General features: G+C 40.5%; 21 protein-coding genes. 3 read left to right on the top strand and 18 right to left on the bottom strand.

The genetic code is table 11. From position 1 onward, the window contains the following. Positions 1-126: 126 nt before the first annotated feature. A complete protein-coding gene (locus ACQKL5_RS19025; protein WP_427610430.1) occupies positions 127-660 on the top strand; it encodes a YtxH domain-containing protein in 534 nt (177 codons plus the stop codon). A 56-nt stretch (positions 661-716) separates the two neighbouring features. Here ACQKL5_RS19025 and ACQKL5_RS19020 read toward each other — a convergent pair whose 3' ends face one another. The 12 genes from ACQKL5_RS19020 to ACQKL5_RS18965 form a co-directional block, all read right to left on the bottom strand. After that, positions 717-2,498 carry an ABC transporter ATP-binding protein gene (locus ACQKL5_RS19020; RefSeq protein ID WP_427610464.1) on the bottom strand — a complete coding sequence of 594 codons (1,782 nt, stop codon included), beginning with the start codon at positions 2,496-2,498 and terminating at the stop codon, positions 717-719. A gap of 31 nt (positions 2,499-2,529) precedes the next feature. Beyond that, on the bottom strand, positions 2,530-4,272 hold the full coding sequence (locus ACQKL5_RS19015) for an ABC transporter ATP-binding protein (protein ID WP_427610429.1): 1,743 nt from the start codon (positions 4,270-4,272) through the stop codon (positions 2,530-2,532). A 299-nt stretch (positions 4,273-4,571) separates the two neighbouring features. Then, positions 4,572-5,462, bottom strand: a complete 891-nt coding sequence (locus ACQKL5_RS19010; protein WP_427610428.1) for a peptidylprolyl isomerase — start codon at positions 5,460-5,462, stop codon at positions 4,572-4,574. A 236-nt stretch (positions 5,463-5,698) separates the two neighbouring features. Next, complete coding sequence (locus ACQKL5_RS19005) at positions 5,699-6,772, bottom strand: ABC transporter substrate-binding protein (RefSeq protein WP_427610427.1); 1,074 nt, start codon at positions 6,770-6,772, stop codon at positions 5,699-5,701. Continuing rightward, positions 6,769-7,572, bottom strand: coding sequence for an ABC transporter permease (locus ACQKL5_RS19000; RefSeq protein ID WP_427610426.1), 804 nt, complete (start codon positions 7,570-7,572; stop codon positions 6,769-6,771). Before ACQKL5_RS19000 ends, ACQKL5_RS19005 begins: the two co-directional genes overlap by 4 nt. Before the next feature lie 3 nt (positions 7,573-7,575). Further along, positions 7,576-8,379, bottom strand: coding sequence for an ABC transporter permease (locus ACQKL5_RS18995; protein ID WP_427610463.1), 804 nt, complete (start codon positions 8,377-8,379; stop codon positions 7,576-7,578). Beyond that, positions 8,369-9,478 carry an ABC transporter ATP-binding protein gene (locus ACQKL5_RS18990; RefSeq protein WP_427610462.1) on the bottom strand — a complete coding sequence of 370 codons (1,110 nt, stop codon included), beginning with the start codon at positions 9,476-9,478 and terminating at the stop codon, positions 8,369-8,371. The genes ACQKL5_RS18995 and ACQKL5_RS18990 overlap by 11 nt, the downstream gene beginning before the upstream one ends. 75 nt (positions 9,479-9,553) lie before the next feature. Next, on the bottom strand, positions 9,554-10,096 hold the full coding sequence (locus tag ACQKL5_RS18985; RefSeq protein ID WP_427610425.1) for a helix-turn-helix domain-containing protein: 543 nt from the start codon (positions 10,094-10,096) through the stop codon (positions 9,554-9,556). A gap of 333 nt (positions 10,097-10,429) precedes the next feature. Continuing rightward, on the bottom strand, positions 10,430-11,812 hold the full coding sequence (locus ACQKL5_RS18980) for a protoporphyrinogen oxidase (protein WP_427610424.1): 1,383 nt from the start codon (positions 11,810-11,812) through the stop codon (positions 10,430-10,432). 135 nt (positions 11,813-11,947) lie between these two features. Next, complete coding sequence (locus tag ACQKL5_RS18975) at positions 11,948-12,448, bottom strand: GNAT family N-acetyltransferase (protein WP_427610423.1); 501 nt, start codon at positions 12,446-12,448, stop codon at positions 11,948-11,950. Between the two features lie 118 nt (positions 12,449-12,566). After that, positions 12,567-14,600, bottom strand: coding sequence for a Na+/H+ antiporter (locus tag ACQKL5_RS18970; protein WP_427610422.1), 2,034 nt, complete (start codon positions 14,598-14,600; stop codon positions 12,567-12,569). A 267-nt stretch (positions 14,601-14,867) separates the two neighbouring features. After that, positions 14,868-15,770 (bottom strand): diacylglycerol/lipid kinase family protein, encoded by a 903-nt coding sequence (locus ACQKL5_RS18965; protein ID WP_427610421.1) that lies wholly within the window; start codon positions 15,768-15,770, stop codon positions 14,868-14,870. Between the two features lie 562 nt (positions 15,771-16,332). Between ACQKL5_RS18965 and yhfH (ACQKL5_RS18960) the strand changes: the two genes are divergently transcribed. Then, positions 16,333-16,476 carry a protein YhfH gene (yhfH, locus tag ACQKL5_RS18960; protein ID WP_427610461.1) on the top strand — a complete coding sequence of 48 codons (144 nt, stop codon included), beginning with the start codon at positions 16,333-16,335 and terminating at the stop codon, positions 16,474-16,476. A 22-nt stretch (positions 16,477-16,498) separates the two neighbouring features. Then, positions 16,499-16,639 (top strand): protein YhfH, encoded by a 141-nt coding sequence (gene yhfH / locus ACQKL5_RS18955; protein WP_402969337.1) that lies wholly within the window; start codon positions 16,499-16,501, stop codon positions 16,637-16,639. Positions 16,640-16,783: 144 nt separating this feature from the next. On the opposite strand, the gene ACQKL5_RS18950 is transcribed toward yhfH (ACQKL5_RS18955), so the two are convergent. From ACQKL5_RS18950 to ACQKL5_RS18925, 6 genes are all read right to left on the bottom strand, one after another. Further along, complete coding sequence (locus ACQKL5_RS18950) at positions 16,784-18,418, bottom strand: PucR family transcriptional regulator (protein ID WP_427610420.1); 1,635 nt, start codon at positions 18,416-18,418, stop codon at positions 16,784-16,786. Positions 18,419-18,669: 251 nt separating this feature from the next. Continuing rightward, positions 18,670-18,885, bottom strand: a complete 216-nt coding sequence (locus tag ACQKL5_RS18945; RefSeq protein ID WP_427610419.1) for a hypothetical protein — start codon at positions 18,883-18,885, stop codon at positions 18,670-18,672. Between the two features lie 13 nt (positions 18,886-18,898). Continuing rightward, the gene (locus ACQKL5_RS18940; RefSeq protein ID WP_427610418.1) at positions 18,899-20,383 is read right to left on the bottom strand and encodes an NCS1 family transporter; all 1,485 of its coding nucleotides are present in this window, start codon (positions 20,381-20,383) and stop codon (positions 18,899-18,901) included. A gap of 43 nt (positions 20,384-20,426) precedes the next feature. Then, positions 20,427-21,845: a dihydropyrimidinase gene (hydA, locus tag ACQKL5_RS18935; RefSeq protein ID WP_427610417.1), complete on the bottom strand. Its 1,419-nt coding sequence runs from the start codon at positions 21,843-21,845 to the stop codon at positions 20,427-20,429. A 15-nt stretch (positions 21,846-21,860) separates the two neighbouring features. Further along, the gene (gene preA / locus ACQKL5_RS18930; RefSeq protein WP_427610416.1) at positions 21,861-23,147 is read right to left on the bottom strand and encodes an NAD-dependent dihydropyrimidine dehydrogenase subunit PreA; all 1,287 of its coding nucleotides are present in this window, start codon (positions 23,145-23,147) and stop codon (positions 21,861-21,863) included. A gap of 26 nt (positions 23,148-23,173) precedes the next feature. Continuing rightward, a complete protein-coding gene (locus ACQKL5_RS18925; protein ID WP_427610460.1) occupies positions 23,174-24,532 on the bottom strand; it encodes an NAD(P)-dependent oxidoreductase in 1,359 nt (452 codons plus the stop codon). Positions 24,533-24,764: the final 232 nt, after the last annotated feature.

The following is a 24,764-nucleotide window of genomic DNA, read 5'->3' as shown; positions in this document are numbered from 1 at the left end:
CTTACTACGAATTGGTTGAATATGTCAATTGTATGACAGTTTTGGTATTACTCGTTTAAATCAAGAAAAATAAGGGAAATGAAACAGTAAGAACATGCTAACCATTTATAAAGGAGGAATTACCAAATGAATCAGCCAACTAAACAAAATGACTCGAATAGCAAACTACTAAAAGGTATTATTATCGGAGGAATTGTAGGAGGCGCTATAACTTTATTGGACTCGAATACAAGGAATAAAGTAAAACGTTCAGCCATGTCCTTAAAGGATAATTCCATGAATATGGTTGAACAGGTCAAATCAAACCCTGGTGAAGTGAAGGAACAAATGGTTTCCGGCGTGAAGGGTGCTACCAATACAATTAAAGAGGCAATCAGTGACGTTGAAACCTTGTATGAAACTGTTAATGATGAAGTGATAAGCAAAGTTTCGGAAGTCAAGGATATTTCCACGAACGCCCTTGATTCAGCCAAGGATGCAACAAGTGAACTAAAAGACATTAGCTCCAAAGTCGTTGTGGCAGGGAAACAATTGAAGGAAACTCCCTCTCAATCACTGAATACAGAAGAAGATAACAATAAAAGCGGCAAAAAAGTTAGCGATGAAATGGTTACTAAATCTGAATTATCAAATGAAAAGTCCATCTCATCTAACTTCTAATATTAAATAGATCTATAAAAAGAGCAAAGGACTTCTTCCTTTGCTCTTTTATGTTTTTAAATATTAAATTGGCTATCGTACAAGTCTTTATAGAACCCTTGGTTCATTATGAGATCACTATGTGTACCCGCCTCTATGATTTCACCATCTTTTATGACCAATATCTTGTCGGCAGTTTCTATTGTCTTCAATCGGTGAGCTATAACGAAGCTCGTTCGGCCCTCCGTCAACCGGTTCACACCTTTTTGAATTTCGATTTCCGTTCTAGTATCAATACTGGATGTCGCTTCATCCAAAATCAACAAATCCGAATTCGCCAAGATGGCCCTCGCTATTGCCAAAAGTTGCTTTTGGCCCTGGCTTAAATTCAAACCGCCAGATGTGATCCGTGTCTGGTACTGATTGGGAAAATGTTTGATGAAGCCGTGTGCGGAAGCAATCTTAGCCGCTTCAATAACTTCGGAGTCCGTAGCATCTAACCGGCCATACCGGATGTTTTCCAAAATGGTCCCTGAAAACAGAAAGGTTTCCTGTAGGACAATGCCTATTTTCTTTCGTAAATCACTAATTTTATAGTCTTGTATGTTTCGACCATCAATTTTGATTTGGCCTTTATCCACCTCATAAAACCGGGATAGCAAATTAATAATCGTCGTTTTTCCCGATCCGGTCGGGCCAACAAGGGCAATGGTCTGCCCTGCTGACGCCGTAAAGTTTATTCCCTTTAGAATCGGTCGATCTTTGGAATAGCCAAAATGGACATCAGTAAATTCTACATCCCCCTTAAAGGCATCGACCGCTATTGCATCTTTTTTATCCTCCATATCAGGCGTTTCATCTAAGATTTCAAATACTCGTTCGGCTCCTGCGATCGCCGATTGAAAGGTATTCAGTAGACTGGATAGTTGATTGATTGGCCGAAAAAATTGTCGGGAGTACGTCACAAATGCAGCAATGAGTCCTACCGTAACCGTTCCTTGGACAGCCAACAAAGCACCCACACCGATGACAATTGCTAAGCCGATGTTATTAATGAAATTATTAATGGGTCCCAAGAATCCGGACACGGTATCTGCAGCCATAGAAGAATGGCGCAACCTCTCGTTAACAGCTGAAAACTGGCTGAAAACTTTTTCTTCTTTCCCGAATAAAGTAATGACTTCCGTTCCCGAGATGGATTCCTCAATGAACCCATTTAACTCTCCTAAGTCACGCTGCCTTTTTATGAAGTTACTGCTGCTGTACTTGATGATCTTTTTAGTCGTGAGTATCATCAGCGGGACAATCAGTAGGGTCACAACTGCCAAAATAGCATTCATGGAGAACATTGCAATCGTCACACCTGCAATCATCAGCAGCGAATTGAAAATTTGGATGACACTTTGGCTAAGTGCATTGTTCAATTGATCAATATCATTCGTTACCCGGCTCATCAAGTCTCCATGGACCCGATTATCAAAAAATCGTAAGGAAAGGCTGTGAAACTTATCATATAAGTCTTTACGAAGCGTTCGGATTGTCCGTAACGATACATTAATCATGATAGCCGTCTGCAACCAGGTGAACAAAGATGACCCGATATAGACAGCTGCAAGCACACCTAGCATCCTTACCGTACCCGTTATATCTTTTGGAATAATATAAAGGTCTATAATTCTTCCAATCAGATATGGACCTGATAAACCAAGTAAGGTTGAGAGCACCACAAATAAAATCGATATGACCAAACCTGCCTTCTGCTTCTCTAAATACCTCCAAATCCTTTTCACTGTGCTCTTTTTATCTTTTGCTTGAACGACTGGACCGCCAAACCCTCTTGGTCCGCGGGCTTTCCCCATCACATCGGATGCTGGAGGTTGATTCATCTGCTTACTCATGAAGGGTTGCCCCCCTTCCGCTTTGCGTCCGATAAATGTCCCGGTAAACGCGACTTTGGGCAAACAGTTCTTCATGCGTACCTCTCGCTTCGATCATCCCGTCATCCATCACAAGTATCTGGTCGGCATCTATAATGGAAGAAATTTTGGATGAGACGATGAACACAGTCGAGTCTGTAAATTCCTGCTTCAATGCCTGTAGTATTTTGGCTTCCGATAGGGCATCTACTGCTGAAGTTGGATCATCCAAAACCAAGATTTTAGGTTTTCTGACAAAGGCCCTAGCAATGGATAACCTTTGCTTTTGTCCACCTGATAAATTGTTTGCACCTTGAGCCACCTTATGCGAAAATCCCCCCTCAAAACCATTTACAAAATCAAGAGCTGCCGCTGAGCGGGCGGCTGTTTCCATATCAGCCATACTGGCTTCCTCTTTTCCATATCGTAAATTTTCTTCGATGCTTCCAGAGAAGAGAGAGGCCCTTTGTGGGATATACCCAATTTCATCCCTTAGACTTTTTAGAGGGTAATCCTGTAATGGGACGCCATCAATCGATATCGTGCCAGTATCAGGATCATACAAACGCGGAATCAGTTTAACTAGGGTTGATTTCCCACTGCCCGTTGAACCGATAATACCGATTTTTTGCCCGCCTTGAGCATGAAAGCTAATATCCTTTAACACATATTCACCATTTTTGCTATAACTGTAATTTACATGTTCAAACTTCACATCCCCTGTCCTTGACTGAACAGATGTGGGTTTTGAAGGTTCGATAATATCAATTTCCGTTTCTAATACTTGCTGAATGCGGTCTGCCGAAGGAAAGGAGCGTGTGATTTGCATCAAAACGTGACTACTTGACATCAATCCGTTCATGATGATATTCAAGTAATTGATGAAGGCCAGTATGACACCAACCTGCATGGTTCCATTTTCAACCCTGATTGCACCCATCCACATACCGGCCACTACACCCAAATTGATGACAAATAATAATATGGGCATTAAGGCCATAATGGTCTGTTCTGCCGCAACATTTCTTTTTGTGAGCTTATCATTAAAACCTTTGAAACTTTCCTTTTCAAAATCCTGGCGATCAAAGGCCTTAATGACCCGGATACCGCTCAATGTCTCCTGAAGTTTAGTATTCACATGATCCATTGCTTCCTGGACTCGCTTAAATAATTTACCTGCTTGTGAGGAAAAATAGATAATGGCGACCATCAATAAAGGAACGGCGACTACTAACACCGGAAACAATTCACGCGCAGTCACCCAGACGATAATGACACTTCCAATAAACATAAGCGGTCCCCGTACAAATATCCGTAAAGTCATCATCAGAGATGTCTGGACAGATGTAATATCATTGGTCACTATCGTTATCAGCTTCCCCGTTCCAAACGAATCCGTGTTCTTACTAGAAAAGAGTTCCGTTTTCCAAAAAACATCCCTCCGTACATCCGAAGCAAAATGAACAGCGGCTTTCGTGCTGTATACGGTACAACCCAATCCACCTATCAGCCCTATCACTGCAGCTCCCAACATCAAAATCCCCAGTTTAACGACATACCCATTGTCTTGGTTGGAAATGCCATCATCTATGATATGTTGCATCATAGTGGGTTGCAATAAATCCATCGCTACCTCTATACACATAAGTAGCGGTCCTAAAATTACAAACAGTATATATGGCTTCAAGTAAGGTAATAACTTTCTTAAAGACTTCACTAGGCCTTCCCCTTCTTTCTAGTTGTCTATCCTTATTGGGACAATTCCTCTCCTTTAAAGAGTTTCTTTCTTGCTCCTATTTGACTCGATCCTTATAAAGAAAACTTAAATGGCCTATAGTATGTCCATTTTATGTAAATGAATCTTTCTATCGATTAATTTTAAACCCAAAAATCTTGAAAAACAATTGAATTCCTCATGGGAGCCAGACCTCTTCCAATGATCCCCCTTTGTCTAACAAGAAAAAAAATGGTGCAATATCGTCTATTAAACGATGTTGCACCATTTCAGCTTATTTCTTATTCAGTAGCTTCAAACTTATTGGTTATGTCATAATCTTTCTTCACTTCTTCTAACCAAACCGCGTATTCTTCTTGTAGCTTATTATTTAAAAGCTCTTCTTTAATTTCCGCCTTGCTATCTTCTAGATTCGCCTTTTTAGCTTTCTTTACACCTGTAACTTTTATGATATGGTATCCATACTCCGTTTTGACCGGATCACTGATTTCATTAACGTCCATGTTAAAGGCAACGTCTTCGAATTCCGCTACCATGCTGCCTTTTCCGAAGTATCCTAAGCTTCCGCCTTTTTCCTTCGTTCCGGCATCCGTAGAATACTTAGTCGCCAGCTCAGCAAAGTCTCCTCCAGCAGCGAGTTCTTTTTCTACTTTATCCGCTGTCTTTTTGTCTTTCACTAAAATATGACTAGCTTCTACTTGTCCTTCTTGAGCAAACTTATCTTTATTTTCTTCAAAATACGCACTGATTTCGTCATCTGTAACAGTAATCCTTGGTTCTACTAATTTTTTCGTATGGAGATAAGCCACAATATCTTGTTTAAATTCTGCAAGGGAAGAACCACTCGCTTTCAGTTGTTCTTTCAGTTTATCTTCTCCACCATAAGACTCTGCTAAAGTATCGATTTCTTTCTGAATTTCTTTATCCGTTACTTTAATGCCCTCTTTTTCCGCTTCTAGCTCAACAATTTTATCGGTAATTAATTGATTGACTGTTTCCGCTCCGTAATTTTTAACAAGCGTATCATGTAGCTCTGCCTCTTTGATTTTCTCTCCACCCACGCTCGCAACGGTCTTATCGGAAGTAACCACCATCGCGTATATGAGGATGGCAGCGATGATTATTATGGCCGCCGCCCATACATATGCCTTCTTGCTTCTCAATACATTCATATTCTCTCTCCCTTGACTTTTGTTCTTATACTAGCAGGAAATTATTAAGAATACCTTAAGATTCCCCTTCACTTGTTCTTACCAATACCATAATGATTATACTAACATAACTTTATCTCCGCTGACATTTTAGAGTACCAAAGGCATTCTGCTTACCCCGATGAAAAACTTATCTGTTTTGAAAAAAAAACATGGTCCAAGAAGAAGAGCGCTTCTTGAAACCATGCTTTTTATAATCATTTACGGTGCATTTTGAATTCTAAAAAGAGGTCGTTATATCGGGCTAATTTTTTCTTTCCGATATTTTTATACACCTCTAATTTATCGGTCAGTTGAGGAGATGGGTAAAACCGTTCATCCTTAACTACGTCTTCCGGTAAATACTCCAATGCTGCCTTATTTGGAGTAGAGTAGCTTACGTATTCCGTATTCTGTGCAGCCACTTCGGGATCCAGCATAAAATTAATGAACTGGTGGGCCGCATTCACGTTTTTCGTTGTTTTCGGGATGACCATATTATCGAACCATAAGTTCGATCCCTCTTTAGGCACCACATATTCAAGGTCTTCGTTTTCGGCCATGATTTCAGAAGCCACACCAGACCAGACGATTCCTATTGCCGCTTCTTGTGTTTCCAAGAGCATACGGCTCTCATCGCCAACAATGGCTTTAATGTTGGGAGTGAGGCTATCGAGCTTCGTTTTGGCTTCTTGAAGGTGTTTTTCGTTCGTATCATTCAGGGAATAATTCAACGAGTTCAGACCCATGCCCATTATTTCGCGGGCACCATCCGTTAAAAGGATTTGGTTTTTCAGATCGTGATCCCATAAATCTTCCCAACTTGTTATTTCTTTTCCACCAAGCATCTTGGAATTATAAACAATACCAACCGTGCCCCAGAAGTAAGGGACCGAATACTTATTTTCTGGATCGAAAGGCAAGTCGATAAATCGCTCATCGATATTTTTTAAATTCGGCAGTTTGGAATGATCTAATGGAATCAACAAGTTTTCTTCGCGCATTTTATCAATCATATACTCGGATGGCACAGCCACATCATATGTGGTACCGCCCTGTTCAATTTTTGTCATCATCGCTTCATTCGAATCGAACGTCTCATAAATGACCTTGATTCCGGTTTCTTCCTCAAAACGGTCAATTAAATCTGTATCAATATAGTCTCCCCAATTATATATAGTCAGCGTATCGCTACTTGTAAAACCTTGAGATGAATTCAACTTCGATGTTGCATACAAAAGCAAGGCAGAGATAATTGAAATGACTAGGAACATTTGAACAATCTTCTTCATCTTTTCCCCCCCATTCCCGTATGCTTGACTCGCTGCGTCACGAAGTAATAGACAACGACCAGCATTAGCGTCACAAAGAATAGCAAGGTCGATAACGCATTAATATTCAACGAAATTCCACGGCGGGCCAATGAATAGATTTCCACTGATAAAGTAGAGAACCCATTGCCCGTCACAAAGAACGTAACCGCAAAATCATCCAGTGAATAAGTCAGAGCCATGAAAAACCCTGCGAAAATACCTGGTGAGATATAAGGCAGAATGACTTTCGTCAGTACATTCCACCGGCTCGCCCCTAAATCACGTGCGGCATCAATTAAGGTAGGGCTCATTTCTTGAAGTTTTGGAAGCACCAATAACACAACAATTGGAATACTAAATGCGATGTGTGATAAAAGTACCGAATAAAACCCTAGCTTGATACCAGCCATAGTGAATAGAATCAAGAAGGAAGCACCAATAATTACATCCGGGCTTACAATCAGGACATTATTCAATGATAAGAAAGAATTTCTCACTTGGCTGTTTGTAAAGGAGCGAATGCCAACCGCACCTATGACCCCGATAATCGTGGAGATTAGGGCCGACAATAAAGCTATAACAATGGTATTTAACACAATGATCAATAGCCTTGTATCATGGAATAACTCTTTATACCAATCCAAAGTGAAGCTCTCGAAATCATACATCGTTCCACCACTGTTAAACGAATAATATACTAAAAAGAAAATCGGCGCATAGAGTACCAAAAAAATCAGGACAAGAAAAACTCTAGATAATGGTGATAATTTTTTGCTCAATTTTTATACACCCTGCTTTCGGTTACCCGTTACGAACATAATCAGGAACATAATGATAATTAAAAAGACGGCAATTGTGGAACCCATTCCCCAGTCCTGGGTCACTAAGAAATGCTGTTCAATTGCTGTTCCGAGCGTAGTGACCCGGTTTCCAGCAATTAACCTTGTCAACATGAAAAGTGATAATGCCGGGATGAAAACAACCTGGCAGCCCGTCTTAACGCCGTCAATCGTTAACGGGAATATTACGCGTCGGAATGTCATCCATCGAGATGCACCTAAATCATTAGCCGCATCTACAAGTGTCGGGTTCATTTTGTCCAGCGCATTGAATATCGGCAAAATCATGAATGGGATAAAAATATAAACGGAAACGAATATGAAGCTGAAATCAGTAAAGAGTATTTGCCGTTTTCCGATCCCTATCGCTTCTAAAAAGGCGTTAGTCATGCCATATGTTCCGAATATTCCTAGGAAAGCATAGGCCTTTAATAATAGGTTAATCCAAGAAGGCACAATGACCAGAAGCAGCCAGAGCTGCTTATGTTTGGTTTTTGTCAGAAGATATGCCGTTGGGTAGGCTACTAACAGCGAAAATGCTGTAATTAAAAAGGCATACCAAAACGAACTAAGTGTCATCTTCAAATAAACAGGAGTAAAGAATTTTTGATAGTTAATGAACGACAAATTGCCTTCAATATCGAAAAAGGAATAGTAGAGTACCAATAATATCGGTGCAATGACGAAAAATGCGATCCATAAGACATAAGGGATAAAGTATATATTTCTGGAGAATTTATTCTTCATGGCTTTCCCCATCATGATACGCTTCTAAACGCTTATCGAATTCTTCCTCTGTTTCTCCTAAACGCATGACATGTATCGCTTCAGGATCAAAAAACAATCCGATTTCATCCCCAACAGTCACCTTTTTCGTCGATTGGACCAACCACTCATTCCCATCATGGTCATAACAGCTAATTTCATAATGAACACCACGGAACAGCTGGGAGTCCACACGAACTTGCAGTTTCCCTCGATCGACTGAAGTAATCTCCAAGTCTTCAGGTCGAATGACGATATCCACGGCCTCATTACGATTCAAGCCCTGGTCCACACATTCGAATTTTCTCCCCACAAACTCCACAAGATAATCTTCAATCATCTTCCCTTTTACGATATTGGACTCCCCGATAAAATCGGCGACAAAACGGTTCAAAGGTTCGTCATAAATGTCTAGAGGCGTCCCACTTTGTTGGATTTTCCCTTTATTGAGGACGAAGATTTCGTCTGACATCGCAAGTGCTTCTTCCTGGTCATGAGTGACGAAGATAAACGTAATGCCAAGCCTCCGTTGCAATTCCCTCAATTCATACTGCATTTCAGTACGCAGTTTTAAATCCAGGGCTGATAAAGGTTCATCTAATAAAATGACTTCTGGTTCATTCACGATTGCCCGTGCAATCGCTACCCGCTGACGCTGCCCGCCTGACATTTCCCTGATTTCGCGGGTTTCATAGCCATCTAAGTTCACAAAACTTAAGGCTTCCTTGACCTTAACCTCAACATCGGCATTTTTCATTTTTTTAATTCGAAGTCCAAACGCCACGTTTTCAAATACATTCAAATGTGGGAATAGGGCATAATCTTGAAAAACCGTATTGACCTGACGTTTATTGGCAGGGACATCATTGATTTTTTTGCCCTCAAAATAAATATCTCCTTCGGAAGCTTCCGTGAATCCGGCTATCAAGCGCAGGATGGTCGTCTTTCCACAACCTGAAGGGCCCAAAAGGGTATAAAATTTACCTTTTTCAATTTCAAAACTTACATTATCTAGTACAACAGTATTGTCATCGAATTGCTTCGTAACATTTTCAAATCGTATTATCTTTTCAATTGCCATAGATACTTCCTTCTTTCCGTTGAACCGCACATCCATTTGTCCAATAGACAAGCGTTTGCAATCACTAGATTTCTTCTATAAATATGATTCCGTCACCACAAGCAGTAATTCTGATTGCCCATCGAAATCATTGATGATTTGATGTTCCTCCGATGCATGGAAATAAATCGATTCGCCAGCTTTAACAAAATAAGTGTATGTACCAAGCTTTACAATCACTCTGCCACTCAATACATAGCCAAAGGTTTCTGACAGTGACGGTTCAAATTGCTTGAATTCCCCTTTTTCCTGAAGGGTTAGCCTAATGGGCTCCATTTCCTTCTCATTGGATTCGGGGACAAGCCATTGTATTTGATAACCACGTTCTTCATCGATGAAAAATGTTTGGGCCTCTTCTTCATACACTACCTTTTGAACCTGCTCCTCTTCATCAAAGAAGTTTTTTGGAGAGCAGCCAAGCACTTCGAGGATATTAAAGAAAGTCTCTATTGAAGGTGAACTTAAATCTCTTTCTAGCTGCGAGATATATCCCTTACTCAAATCCGTTCTTTCTCCCAGCTCTTCCTGAGTCAATCCTTTTTTTAATCGGAGGTTTTTGATTTTTTTACCAATATGCATAGTATTACCCTCGATCCGTTTAGGAATAGTAAACTTCCAGTCAATAAAGTTTTATATAAGTAAACTTTAAGTTTAATTTCAATTTTAAATTAACGGTTTTTATTATACAGGAATTAAGTAAAACTTCAACGGAAATGTAGGGAAAGAATTCACGTTTAAGAAGGTAAGTTTAAATGTCAGTCCATAAATGGGTGGAGGCTTGATCGATTTTTTTAACTTGGATTTAATCAATCGTTTGATTAAAGTGTACCCGTTCACAAGAACATGCCATTCTTTACAAATAGAAAAAGATAGGAACAATAAAAAGAACTGCCGCCATGGCAGTCCCTTTCACTATAGTTTGGACGCGATTTCCTGCGCCTTCTTCTCCCCATCCGCAATACAATCAGGTATTCCGACTCCGTAATACGAACAACCTGCAAGAAGTAAATTCGGATATTTTTCAGTGATTTTCTCCTCTAGGGATTGGACAATGTAGGGATGCTGAATATGGTAATTCGGCATATTATCCTTCCACTTTGTGACCTCGCTTGTTACAGGTTTCTCGGAAATATCCAAACTTCTTTTTATATCATCTAAAGCTACTTGGATTAATTCCTGTTTCGATAAAGACTGTAACTTTTCATAATCGGGGTTGGAACTCTTATAAAAGAGCCTTACTAGCAACTGGTTGTTTTCTGAGGTATGTTCCCATTTCCTGCTAGTCCATGTACATGCATTGCATATCAAATCACTATTATCACCGACAATAAATCCCGTTCCATCAGGCAATGTACTATCCTGGATATCAAAGCCAAGGTAAATGCTGATCATCGAGCTATTAAGCAAGCCCGCAAAAACCTGGTCCAGCTCAGTATCGCCCAATATTTTTTGAGTTGTCGTATGCGGTGTACATAGGACGACGAAGTCCATTTCGATACTTTGTCCATTTTCTAGTGAAACCATATACCGATCATCATTTTTTATTATCTTTTCAACCGGATTGCCTTTTAATATTTCGACGGTATCAAGGAGTTCTTCTAGCCGTTCAATTAACATGGATAAGCCTTTCTTAAACGAAAGGAATTTCTTATTTCCCTTGCTCTGGTATTTCTCCTTATTCTCCGATAGGCCACGAATGATGCTACCATATTTATCTTTATACTCCAGCATCTCCGGTAATGTCTTGGCTATCGTCAGATCATTTAATCTTCCTGAATAAACACCGGATAAGACTGGAGATATCTGCTTTTGGACCAGTTCCTTGCCCAGAAATCTCTCAAGAAACAAACCGATTGAATCATTCTTTGTAAATGTCTCATTTTTTGTATAGAAATCTTTTAATGCTTCTACCTTTCCTTCTGCAGATACAAGTTCTGTATTGGCCAAGGATTCAAGGCTCATTGGAATTCCGAATAGAGCATCCTCGGGAATTTTCTTCAGTTCCCCGTCTGTATGGATGAACGATCTTCCTGTGGCATTGTAGACCACTTCATCCTCAAGGCCTAATTCTTCGATAAATGGCTTGATATTTTGCTTTCTGGCAACAATTGAATCCGCGCCAGCTTCCATCTTGAATGCATCATCATGAACCGTATTGATTTTGCCTCCCAACGTATCCTTTCCTTCTATTAGGATTAATCTAACAGGAAGACCGTTCGCTTTCACAATCTTTTGTAAATGATACATGGTCGATAATCCGGTGATACCTCCGCCAATGACTCCAACTGTTTTCATATTCACACCTCTATTAGCATACTTAACAATAAATAAAGTGTACCATAAGGCAGAAGGAAAATTAAAACAGCCATGAATTCAACATGGAATTTTGAAACAGGTGTACCATTTCAGACAAATTCATAGGAAGATTTCCTAATCGACACTTAATCTATACTCCATGATATGCATCCAACCGCTCCTGCCTTTCTTCTTTACACCAGTATCTTGAAATCCAGACTTCAAGTAAAGGGCTTTCGCCACTACATTCTTTACATTTACTGCGAGTACAATACAATCTTTTCTAGGAAAAAGGTCAGTTGCAAACCCTGGAAGCATTTTCAATGCTTTCATACCATATTTCTTGCCTTGATGGTTATGATCGATAAGAAATCCCCGTAATAGGATCGCCCTTTCATTGTCTGTGAAAGGAGTGATAGCTTTCCCGATATGTAAAACAAAAAAACCCACCGGGACCTCATCCACCAAAACAACAATAGGATGTTTATCCGGATCCTCATCGCAATACCTCAGAGACTGTTCTGGCAATGCGGAATACCCCATTTGATTTTCTGGGAGATAAAAGGCGGATAGCGTTTTATTATGTTCTTCCTGAAAGGTAGCTAATGAAACGGTTTCTGTTTCATTGTTTCTCATCTTTGTTCCCCCATCTTTTATTTAATCTTCTCCTATTCCCTATAAATGATTGAAACTCCTCCAAAAGTGCGAAAAAGCACTGCCAAGTTTACATGACAGTGCTGCTTCTCTCCATTTTTCAATGGCTTTTTTCATTGATTGTAAGTGCTTCACGCAAATTGATTTGCTGGCGAATTTTATTGGCGACATCCCGTGTGATTTTTCGATTTTCAAACATAAGCTGTACTTCATCACGCTCTGCCTGAATCGCCTTATAAAATAGTTCTCTTTCATAATTGAGCATTTTACTAGGAGTGCGCCCTTTATTTTCTCTTTTATATCTCATGATAAGTATTTTATACTCTTCGATGATCATGGAAGAAGTCTCATGGTTTTCAGGTGTAATTCCTGCTTGTATCTCTTGGATGGCCACTTTATACATCCTGATCTTAAGGTCTTTCACCTTTTCCAATCTCTCTAAATTGATTCTTCTTATTTCTTTTCTATTTGGGAAGAATAATTTGAACGTCTTTAGCATCGATCGTCTGAAAAGTGTCATGGACCTATAAAGACGGAATTTCATCCGATTGGTGACTGCGCCTTCCATGCGTTGGATATATTCCAAGCAGATATAGGCCGATTCTCGATCTACTTTCTCATCTTTAATGAGTTGATCCAGGAATGTCCTTTCGGCTTCAAGAGCTTTAAAGCGAAGATCCTTTTCTTCTTCTCCAATCGCATTCGAATTCTTATCCTGTTCAATATAGCAAAGCGCATTGATTTTCGTATGGTATCTCGAAATAATGGACATAGCCGCTTCCCGGTTCTCATCCGTCATTTGGGATTCCACAATTTTAATCGCCGCTTGATGTGCATGAATGGTAGCCAATCTTAGCTTGTCCGCCTGCTTATCTACCACCTCTTCTTCCTCCGTTCTGGCCACGATGGGAAGGAAGACGCTTGCAATGATAAGAGACAGTAATATGACACCCGCTGCGATGAAGATAATTAAAGAACGCTCCGGAAAGGGGCTACCATCAGCTAGTACATACGGGATTGAAAAAGACCCTGCTAGTGTAACTGCACCGCGAACTCCAGAGATGGTGATAATGCCGGCCGCTTTGAAGTCCGGCTTTTGGGCGCCCGGCTTTTTCGTCATCCAACCGATCGACCAAGCAGCTGTAATCCAAATGTATCGTAAAACAAAAAGGAACAGGGTAATGACAAAGATATAGAATATCACTATTCCATTATGAAATGCCGGGTCTCCAAATATCGTTTTGGCTACACTAGGAATTTGTAGACCTAATAGAACGAATACAAGACCATTCAATACATATAAAATGACAGACCATGTACTCTTAGATACGACCTGTAATTCAATTGTTGGTGATAGTTCTCGATCTCGTTCAATGGCATGAACAATTCCTCCTGCCACGACAGCTAGAATACCTGAAAGGTGGAAATGTTCCACAACGAGGAAAATGATAAAAGGCGTTAGGATTTGGATCAGCATATGCATCGTTACATCTTCCATACCTAAACGACGAAGGATGACACGTAGCCTGATAATGATGAACGACAAAACGGCCCCGCCAACAAACCCTCCAATAGCAATCAAGATAAAACTAAACGTTGCATCCACCAGGGAGAATACTCCTGTCACAGTGGCCGCCACAGCAAATTTAAAGGCTACAAGACCTGACGCATCATTCATTAACCCTTCCCCTTCAAGAAGATGCATGATGCTTTTCGGCAACTTAACCCTGCTAGCCAAAGCACTGACCGCGACCACATCGGTAGGAGAAAGGATGGCCGCTAAGGCAAAAGCAGCAGGCAAATGAATAGAAGGAATCATCCAGTTAATAAGATAGCCTCCTGCCCAAACGGTTACAAATACTAGGCCTAAAGCAAGCATGAGAATCGGCGTCCTCAAATTCCATAGGGCTGTACGTGGCACATTTTTACCGTCGTTAAATAAAAGTGGTGCTATAAACAGAAGCAAAAACAGTTCTGTCTCCATTTGTATATGTATACCTAAAGGTAAGAGTGCTATTACGACACCCAGTGCTATTTGAATTAAAGGCACTGGTACAAAGGGTATAAAATGATTGATTATATTAGACGCTCCAATCAGTATAAGCAGTGCTAATATAACAAGAAAAAACTCCATGCGAATATCCTACTTCCTTTCTTAAGTAATCTCATAACTATAAGCGTACCATAATATGTAGGCATCAATCATGTAATAACTATCCTACCCTTGAATTCTCTATACATTTCATCTAAAACCTTTTGATTCGAACCTTATGTAAGGGATAAAGATGAGGAAAGGTATTGGAGTGTTCTATATAATCAAAGAAATTACCGATATAAACACATGCAGACTGAAGAAAAGCTGTAAGACCTTTGGTCGAACAGCCCTTCCCTTTATAGGCGGTCATTTTCGCTCAATCATCACGCTCGGAACGAACAAACTCAGGTGATTATGCAATACTTCAGCTTGAAAAGGCAACTCGTTACCTCTCTCGCCATCCATGTTAACAAGTAGGTCTTCTGATGTTGATACATAAAGCTTGGAGGTTTGAATGTACTCTATTTCCTCATGGTCCTTGATTTCTCCCTTTATTAAACTTGGAATGATTTTGAGAATGAGCGGAAAGGAAAGACTTTTGATGATAAATGTATGCAGTTTCCCGTCATTCACTTCCGCTTCCGGTGCAAGTTGTTCAAAACCACCGACAGAGTTGGTCATTGTTGCGACCAGTAAATAAGCCTCGCCTATCCACCTTCCTTTATCATGTTCCACGGTTATTGGAAATGGTGTCTTTTTGACTAACGTCTTGGCTCCTTCTATAAAGTAGGAAAGTGAGCCAAGACGTGTTTTTTGCTCCACGCTCACATCATAGGTAGCTTCTGCAATCGCGCCGACCGCTAACACATTCATGAAATACTGATCATTAACCTTACCGATATCGGCCTCTTTGACATCTGAGTTTTGGAGCATCTCAATTGCTTCAACCGGATCTAACGGTATATGAAGTGCCCTGGCAAAGTCATTCACTGTTCCAAGCGGGATTATTCCGAATTTTGGCCTGTGCTCTTGTTCTGCTAACCCATTCACCGTCTCATTCACCGTGCCATCTCCTCCCATGGAAATGACGGCATCGAACTTCCCTTCACATGCTTCCTTGGCAAACTTTGAAGCATCCCCTTCACCCTCAGTCTTCCGGACTATAACATGCTCATAGATCTTACCAAGTACCTCTTTTGCATTAGGCAAAATTTCTCCTGCTTTTTCTTTTCCTGAGGACGGGTTGATAATAATCATTACTTTCGACATATTTGACCTCCCGTTAATTACTTCTACTAACAAGTTACCTCAATACTAAAACACTAAAACCACATTCCCCTATCTTTTACCGTGATAACTTTTACAAAGGCATCTGTTTCATTCTTTCTTACAAGTTACTTAAACCTACCCCATTGAACATGCTAAAATTCGATTGAATTAAGCTTAAATACTTCAAACCCACTATTTAAAGGAGTTAAAGATCCAATTTACCCAAACATATATATGACTTAAAAAATTTTGGCAATCCTAATACTTATAGGATTTACAAAATTAACATGAAAATATTTCTGAATTTCATGTAAAACACCTATACTTTTTCCAATTACAGGTATATACTGTATTATAACAACAAGTAAATAATAAAAACTGTACTATAGAAAGGGAGTGTAACATGCAAACGAATCAATTAGAAAGTATCAAAGATCAGTCAATAACCCAATGTGCAGAGTGTGGTGAAACACTTTTTAATGGCACCGTTTCTTACTTGATGGAATGTGATCGTTGCCTTTCTAAACGTGAGGAATAGATAAAACCCTTAGAGGAGGAAACCATTTTGCAAACTAAAAAAACGATTGAATTTTTCAACAGTATACCTGCCAAGTACTGTCCAGAATGTGGCGATCATATCGTCGAACATGCTGAATCTTACCTGATGGAATGCGACCGCTGCCTTTCTAAAAGCGAAGACTACTAAAACAATTGAAGGAGGAAACTATATGCAAACCAAAAATCCAATGGAATTCTTCAGAACTCTTCCACCCAAGCAATGCCCAGAATGCGGGAATCAAATTATAGAACAAGCCGAATCCTACCTCGTGGAATGTGACCACTGCCTTTCAAAAAAAGATGAATATTAAAAAATGCCACTGACATCGAAGAGCTGTAAAGGCCAACTCTTTGATGTCAGTATATTTTTACCATGGAACCTTAGTCCTCCCTGCCATGTGACTTCACATAAAAAAAGGATGCCTTTTAGACACCCTTTTATTACAGTGTTAAATTTAATTCTCCACATACCCGTCAACTATATTTTCATTTACCTTCCTCTTACGAAGTTTTAAATAGTCTAGAGCAAAAATCATGAACTCAATGCCCAAACGTTGATCGGACCTCATAAAATTAGCGCCTAATAGTCTTTCTAACTTTTCAAGGCGATGGTAAAGTGTTTGTCGAACGATAAATAATTGTTTGGATGTCTCCTGTTTGGAGCCATTACAAGCTAGATACGTCTTTAATGTAGGCATCAATTCACCATTGTTTCGTTTATCATATTCAATAACGGGACCTAAGTATTCATACACGGTTTCTTCTAAATTCCCATGCTTATTAATGAGAGCAATCATTCTATACATATGTAAATCTTGATAAAAATAGCTTTTGTTTTCCTCCGTTAGAGTCTCCTGAAGTAATAAAGTCTCACGTGCGGTATCGTAACTCTTATAAATTTCACTTAACTTACCAACATATTTACCAAACCCAATAGAAAGCATGTTCATCCGATTCCGGCCGGTAGCATCCATTCTAGCGATTCGATCCAAGGCCTCCGTCACTCTCCCTTTCCAATCTTCAGGCGAACGATTATCCCCTAAGATAAAAACCAGATGTTGGTGAATCTCCATGGGAAAAACCTGAAATCCATACTGTTCAAAAACGGATCTAAACAAGATTTTGAAATATGTTCCATCTAGTTTAGTGGAAGTTTTATTATTTCTTGAGTGTTGTTTGCAGATACAAACGATTCCGCCTTCCAATTGCATTTTCGGATCTATGTAAGAAAGTTGCTCTCGAATGACTTCATCACTACATTCCCCTTCAAGCCAGTTCGTGAGCCATTTACTTTCTTCAGATATTTTCTTTTCTTCTAAATAGATTTCACGTAATAGATATTGAGCTAAAGCCGTAGCCGTTCGATCCAAGATGAGGGAATCGAAGTCAGTCAGCTCTCTATCGCTACTGTAAATGACTAATTCCGCATAATTCTCACCAAGGACACGAATCCTTTGTTTCAACACGAACTTACTTGCGTGCGACTTATCTTCAGATATTTCTGATAATAATTGATGGATAATTTTTTTCTTTATTTTTGGAATATAGGCTATTTCACTTTCATTAGAAATAAGCATAACCTGTACATTTAAATATGAATGAAGAAATTTTAGAATTGGTTCATAATGGTCAATTTCGAGGAGTTTTTTATTTAACTGCTGTGAGTAGGTTTCTAAGTTAGAAATCATCTGATACTGTTTATTAATGATTAACGAATGAATATCCTGAGTAATTTCAACAAAAGGGACTTCTTGATTAAATAAGATAAGAGGAAAACCATGCTTATCTGCAAGATCAATGGCAGACTGCGGAATTGACATAGAATGAGTAGCCATCTCTATACAGAGTCCTGCCGCTTCACACTTAATGAGCTGACTTAGATAAGAAAGAAAGGTGCTATCGGAATCCTTCCATCCTAAACCGGTGGTAAGAATTAGTTCATTTCCATTTAATAAATGGCTGATTTGGGTGACTTCCAAACAGTGGACCCATTTAACTTGGCGCTTTAATCCACTGATCCCTCCGACTACATCTATCCGGTTAAAATGCCTGCGCGTTAAAATTTCCTCAATTGTAATCGACGTATTCATCCAACCACCATCCTTTTATAGAGCTATAGATTCTATTATAAACGGACAATCTGTAAATCTCCAGATACTGGACATATTATCTAACGTCAAAATTCTACAAAAATTTTATATTTTTTTGTAGAATTCGTGCTATACATTTCATTTTCTCTTAAGTCATTTCACTTTACAAGTCGATATCTATTCATCAACCACATAAAAAATGACCTATTCAACTGAAAATAGGCCGACTTTACAATTCCATGTATCATTCTTTAATTGGGTTTTGTAAAAAGTAATGTTGAGAAATACTTTCTTCCTTCTGGTGTTTTGATATTTAACTGCTTCCATTCCTGTTTCGTTCCTTCTATCAATTCGAAATCAAGAAAAGCGCCACTTAAATTTTCAGAGACTCGGGTGATTCTGTACCCTCGTTCAAGCAAAAAATCAATTTGTTCCCTTTCTAAGCGATACTCTTGATATTCAGACATGTTCCACGCCTCCTTAATTAACGTTCTCACTGTCTAAAGACATATTCAATGACTCTTTTTCGTCTTCTATTCTCTCTCCAATAACCCAATCCCTGCCAACAGAAATACCTAAATATTTCTCATCGCTCGGATCTATAATTTCCGCTTGTTCATACTTCTTAAACCACCAGTATTTAGCCAGTACATAATAGCTTGCACTTCCAAGTACAAAACCGACAATGAATGAATAATTGGAGAATATTGTGGCGCCACTTCCTCCAATAACCCAAGCAATGATTCCCGCCCAGTTTACACCGTTCATGTACTTATATTGCCCTTCATTTTCATATAAATCTGGTACATTGACTCGGCGCTTACGAAGAAAATAATAATCGGCCACCAATATGCCCACAATGGAGGCTAATATCCCGCCGACAATCAGTAAAACCTCAATAATAACGTCGAAAAGGCTCCATGGTTGGACGACGATACCAATAATCCCTGCTACAACAACCCCGGACCAAAACGGCATTCTAGGACCCAGTACATTCGAGAAGATTGTTGCAGCCGGAATGACATTGGCCGTAGTATTCGTTGACCATTGGGCAAAAACGATCATGAGCAAAAGGATACCAAGGGTAATGCCGCTGGCTGACCCCTGTATAGCTACGACTGGGTCATAATTGGAAACGGCCATGTAAGAAACCGCTCCAATAATAACCATGAACGTCTGAGTGATGGGATAGGTAATAACGTTACCTATAATCTGGCCCTTATTGCGCTTAAACCAGTTCTTCTTATTTTTTGGTGCTTTTATAAAACGAGATAGCGTCGGCATATCCGCTGTTAACGTTCCCCAAAATCCCATATTTGACATGATGACGACCATGAAAGCTGTTACAGCCGCACCCCCGGTTACCGGACTCTCAATCCAGGACCAAACATCCCTTCCTTGGGCTATGGCTTGATCAGAAAGCGTAAAATACATCCAACCGGAAATCAAGATGATTGCGGGTGCTGCCAAATCCGCAAACCGTTCGATTGACTTGATTCCCATCGCTGTATTAACCAGTTGTAAAAGCGCAAAAACCAGAAAGCAGATAAACCAATTGTCAAAATTAAAAAGAGTGGCGAAAATGGCATTCATCGCCGTTGCACCAAAATAAGTATTCAGACCAAACCAGCAAGAGGCAACAAAAGCCCTGACAAGCGAAGGAATATGAGTCCCTATCGTTCCAAAAGGCGCCCTCATATATATAGGAAATGAAATACCATGCTCAACGCCTATATCTCCTGTCATTGTCATTAAAAAACCAAGAACCACACAGGCAATAACTGTTGCAAGTACAACCCAACCAAGCGATAGGCTTTGGATCCCATTTCCTCCAATGGCAAAGGCGGCCAATACTACAGCCATCCCTACCCAGATGAATCCAAACCCCACTGCGCTAATGTTCTTCTCTCTATGCGGTATAGGCAGCAAATCGGGAGACTTTAAATAATCCTCTTTTTCACTCATCCATAAAATCCCCCTTTTATTTGCTAAAGAACTTCTGGTGACTTTAGACTGTAAGCTTTTGCTCTGAATCAGACTCTAGTGATGTATTGTATTTAGCCCGCTTCAAAAATTGTCCTTTTCCAGCCTCTCCCACAAATTGTTTATCACGGATGACAAACTGACCGCGCGATAAGACCGAAACCGGTTCACCTGTAATTTTCATTCCTTCAAAGGCATTGTAGTCTGCAGCCATATGGTGGGTATCGGCAGAAATCGTTCTCTCCACTTTCGGGTCAAAAATGACAAGGTCGGCATCGGAACCAACTGCTATCGTTCCTTTTTTAGGGAACATTCCAAAAAGTTTGGCTACTTTCGTAGAAGTAATGTCGACAAACTGATTCAAGGTGATGCGTTCTTTTTTGACTCCCTCTGAATAAAGGATACTCATTCGGTCCTCAATCGTCGGTCCTCCGTTCGGAATTTTTGTAAAGTCGTCACGTCCCAGGTCCTTTTGTCCATTAAAGTCAAAAGAACATTGGTCTGAGCCTATGGTTTGCAACTGGCCTGTTTTTAAGGCGTTCCATAACACATCCTGATTCTTCTTCTCCCTTAATGGTGGAGACCAGACATATTTAGCCCCTTCAAAATCGGGCTTCTCGAGATAGCTTTGGTCCAGAACAAGGTATTGTGGGCAGGTCTCTCCCCAGATATCCACACCTTTATTTCTTGCTTCGGTAATTTTCTCTACCGCATCTTCGCAAGTGACATGAACGACGTAAAGTTGGCCATTTGCCATCTCTGTTAACTTCGCTGCTCTTCCTGTTGCTTCTCCTTCAAGCTCTGGAGGCCTAGTTAAGGCATGATAAATCGGGTCCGTTTGTCCTTTTTCGAGTGCCTGCTTAGTTAAATAATCGATGACATCCCCATTTTCCGCATGGACCATGACAAGAGCGCCAAGTTCTTTTGCCTGAAGCAAAGTCCGATAAAGCGTTGCATCATCTGCCTGAAAGACATTTTTGTAAGCCATGAACACTTTAAAAGAAGAAATCCCTTCTTTTTCGATGATGCTTGGCAGCTCCGCCAGAACTTCATCATTGATTTCACTGATCATGAGATGAAAGCTATAATCGATGGCCGCTTTGCCGGCCGCTTTTTCGTGCCATGTTGCAATGGCATCCTTTAATGGCTCACCTTTATCCGTTAAACAGAAGTCAATGACCGTCGTCGTTCCTCCATAGGCCGCTGCAATCGTTCCCGTTTCATAATCATCCTTAGTGGTCGTCCCACCAAACGGCATATCTAGATGGGTATGTGGGTCTATTCCTCCAGGGAAGATAAGAGCACCCTTGGCATCAATGATTTCCGCTCCATCCGCTGAAAGGTCTTTACCAATCAATGTAATGATTTCATTTTCTATCAAAATATCTGCTTGATACGTATCTGCCGCTGTTGCAATGGTTCCGTTTTTAATAATTTTTTTCATAGACTTACCCCTCCATTATTTTACGAAATCAACACGTTCAGTACCGATGTTCCCAAGCAGACCCTGACGCTCATTCCATGTCATAGGAGCTAGATCGCTTTCCATTTCAACCATATCGATTGCTCCATCAACCGGACATACGATTGAACAAAGATTACAGCCGACACAATCTTCTTCACGAACTCGCAAAAATGAATTTCCTGAAGTGTCCTTTAGCATATCGATGCATTGGTGAGAAGTATCTTCACAGGCTATATGACACTTATTGCAGTTGATGCACACATCATTATTGATGCGGGCGACTACTTTATAATTCAAATCCAGATTTCCCCAATCGGAATATCGTGGTACAGATTTTCCGACGATATCCATCACGGAAGCAATTCCTTTTTCATCAAGATAATTAGACAGACCGTCAATCATATCTTCTACAATCCGGAAACCATGATGCATGGCCGCGGTACAAATCTGTACGCCTGTCGAGCCCATCAATAAAAACTCAACCGTGTCCTGCCAATTAGAAATCCCTCCAATACCGGATATCGGGACATTAAATCGTGGGTTTCTTGCACATTCAGCCACCATATTCAAGGCGATTGGTTTCACTGCAGGACCACAGTAACCACCGTGTGCCCCTTTCCCACCTACATGGGGAATCGTGTTCCATGAATGTATATCCACCCCTGCAAGACTGTTGATCGTATTGATCATGCTAATCGCATCCGCTCCCCCTCTTACAGCAGCTTCAGCGGTAACCGTAATGTCGGTAATATTAGGGGTAAGCTTGACGATGACTGGTTTCGAGGCCACTTCCTTCGCCCAATATGTCTGTTTTTCCACCAGCTCAGGAACCTGACCCGATGCAGCCCCCATTCCTCTTTCGGCCATCCCATGCGGGCACCCGAAATTCAATTCATAACCATCCACGCCCACAGCTTCTATCTTTTTGATAATTTCATGCCACTTTTCCTGCTGTGGCTCAACCATTACGGACGCTATGATCGCATGATCGGGAAATCTCTTTTTCGTTTCATATATCTCCTGAAGGTTCACTTCAAGCGGACGATCTGTAATCAGTTCAATATTGTTGAATCCTGCTACTCTTTGGCCATTAAAACCGACGGCTGCAAAACGAGAGGAAACATTAAGGATGGGATCCCCAAGTGTCTTCCAAACAGCTCCTCCCCATCCAGCTTCGAAAGCCCTCTGAACTTGATACCCCGAATTAGTTGGTGGGGCCGAAGCAAGCCAAAAAGGGTTAGGAGATTTAATACCTGCAAGATTAATTGATAAATCAGCCATTGATACGCCTCCCTATTCTCATTTTATTAAGCTATGTCTTCTGCTTTTCTCATTAAAATTCCATCAATCTCATAAGCTGTCATTTTCCCTTGTTGAGCTGCGGAAACGACCATCGCCTCGCCTTGGCCCTTCCCAAAGATGACATCCCCACAAGCAAATACCTTCTCATTGGACGTCTTGTAGGAGCCTCCAGTCAATGTAACGACGCCTCCATCATGCTCAATATTGAATTGTTCAATTAGATCAACATATCGTGATTGTCCTATCGCACGAATCACACCATCAGCTGGAAGGATAAATTCAGAGCCTGCAATCGGAATCGGACGTCTGCGGCCATCTTCCCCTGCCTCACTAAGTTCCATTTTCACACACTCAATGCCCGTTACCTGACCCTTTTCATCAGCCACAATTCTAGAAGGATTCGTCAGCCAATGAAAATGGACTCCTTCCTGTTTGGCAAACTCATATTCAAAATCATAAGCTGTCATTTCCGCCTGAGTTCGACGATAGATGATTCCAGCTTCTTCAGCCCCAAGACGGACCGAACAGGTTGCAGCATCGATGGCTGTATTCCCAGCACCTATGACCAACATCTTCTTGCCAACAAATTTATCAGTAATAGCCTCCGTTTTTGTCGCTTTAACGAAATCGATTGCATCGTATACTTCAGCCAAGTCCTCTCCTTCAATACCTAGTTTAGGTACCTCGGACATACCAATTGCTAAAATAACTGCATCATAGTCCTTAACCAGTTGTGTAGCGGCAATGTCCACTCCCACCCTGGAATTCGTTCTTATTTCTACATCAAGGCTCTTTACTTGATCAACTTCCCAATAGGAAATGGATTGTGGCAAACGGAAGGAGACTATTCCATACGTGTTCAATCCGCCAGGGTTCTTCTCTGCTTCGAAGATGGTTACGCTGTAGCCAAGCAAAGCTAATTCCCTTGCTGCAGACAAGCCCGCAGGACCACTTCCGACAATGGCTACCGTTTTGCCATTCTTCTTGCCGGCCTTGAATAGAGCTTGTTTATTTTGAATGGCCCAATCTGTGGAATAACGCTGGAGATCTCCAATAGGAATTGGTTTTGTAGAATGATTCAGGACACATGCCCCTTCACATAGCTCTTCTGTCGGACATACCCGCGCACAGCTGGCACCGACCGGGTTGGCCGTCATGATCGTTTTGGCCGAACCTTTTAAATTCCCTGATGAGATTTTTTTTATAAAGGTAGGAATGTCTATGCCTGTAGGACAGGCTTGGATACAAGGAGCATCATAACAGTATAAACATCGATTAGATTCTTCCAGTGCCTCTCTTGGGGTTAAACCCCTCTCTGCCTCCTGGAAGTTTCTCTTCAAATCGTCTTTTAACGCGCTTGTCATATCCATCTACTATTCTCCTTCCAAAGAAATTATTGTGGAAAATAAAAAGGCAGGAATTGCTTTCAGTCTTCGCATCAGCAATATCCTATCCCAACTTTTATGATGATTTATGGCTGTAGCACTGTCATTTTCTCTTTACAGGTTACACTTATAATCACCAATTGCCCCCTATTCATCTATTGATATCTAAATAAAATGAATATTCTTTATTTTATAATAATAGGAAGGCAGT

It is taken from the genome of Peribacillus sp. NPDC097675 (genome assembly GCF_050277655.1).
GTDB lineage: Bacteria > Bacillota > Bacilli > Bacillales > DSM-1321 > Peribacillus.
This window is presented reverse-complemented; position numbering and strand designations above follow the sequence as displayed.

Coding starts and splice junctions, on each gene's coding strand:
- ACQKL5_RS19025 (WP_427610430.1), top strand. CDS start 127: ATGAATCAGCCAACTAAACAAAATGACTCGAATAGCAAACTACTAAAA.
- ACQKL5_RS19020 (WP_427610464.1), bottom strand. CDS start 2,498: ATGGGGAAAGCCCGCGGACCAAGAGGGTTTGGCGGTCCAGTCGTTCAA.
- ACQKL5_RS19010 (WP_427610428.1), bottom strand. CDS start 5,462: ATGAATGTATTGAGAAGCAAGAAGGCATATGTATGGGCGGCGGCCATA.
- ACQKL5_RS19005 (WP_427610427.1), bottom strand. CDS start 6,772: ATGAAGAAGATTGTTCAAATGTTCCTAGTCATTTCAATTATCTCTGCC.
- ACQKL5_RS18995 (WP_427610463.1), bottom strand. CDS start 8,379: ATGAAGAATAAATTCTCCAGAAATATATACTTTATCCCTTATGTCTTA.
- ACQKL5_RS18990 (WP_427610462.1), bottom strand. CDS start 9,478: ATGGCAATTGAAAAGATAATACGATTTGAAAATGTTACGAAGCAATTC.
- ACQKL5_RS18985 (WP_427610425.1), bottom strand. CDS start 10,096: ATGCATATTGGTAAAAAAATCAAAAACCTCCGATTAAAAAAAGGATTG.
- ACQKL5_RS18980 (WP_427610424.1), bottom strand. CDS start 11,812: ATGAAAACAGTTGGAGTCATTGGCGGAGGTATCACCGGATTATCGACC.
- ACQKL5_RS18975 (WP_427610423.1), bottom strand. CDS start 12,448: ATGAGAAACAATGAAACAGAAACCGTTTCATTAGCTACCTTTCAGGAA.
- ACQKL5_RS18970 (WP_427610422.1), bottom strand. CDS start 14,600: ATGGAGTTTTTTCTTGTTATATTAGCACTGCTTATACTGATTGGAGCG.
- ACQKL5_RS18965 (WP_427610421.1), bottom strand. CDS start 15,770: ATGTCGAAAGTAATGATTATTATCAACCCGTCCTCAGGAAAAGAAAAA.
- yhfH (WP_402969337.1), top strand. CDS start 16,499: ATGCAAACCAAAAATCCAATGGAATTCTTCAGAACTCTTCCACCCAAG.
- ACQKL5_RS18950 (WP_427610420.1), bottom strand. CDS start 18,418: ATGAATACGTCGATTACAATTGAGGAAATTTTAACGCGCAGGCATTTT.
- ACQKL5_RS18945 (WP_427610419.1), bottom strand. CDS start 18,885: ATGTCTGAATATCAAGAGTATCGCTTAGAAAGGGAACAAATTGATTTT.
- ACQKL5_RS18940 (WP_427610418.1), bottom strand. CDS start 20,383: ATGAGTGAAAAAGAGGATTATTTAAAGTCTCCCGATTTGCTGCCTATA.
- hydA (WP_427610417.1), bottom strand. CDS start 21,845: ATGAAAAAAATTATTAAAAACGGAACCATTGCAACAGCGGCAGATACG.
- preA (WP_427610416.1), bottom strand. CDS start 23,147: ATGGCTGATTTATCAATTAATCTTGCAGGTATTAAATCTCCTAACCCT.
- ACQKL5_RS18925 (WP_427610460.1), bottom strand. CDS start 24,532: ATGACAAGCGCGTTAAAAGACGATTTGAAGAGAAACTTCCAGGAGGCA.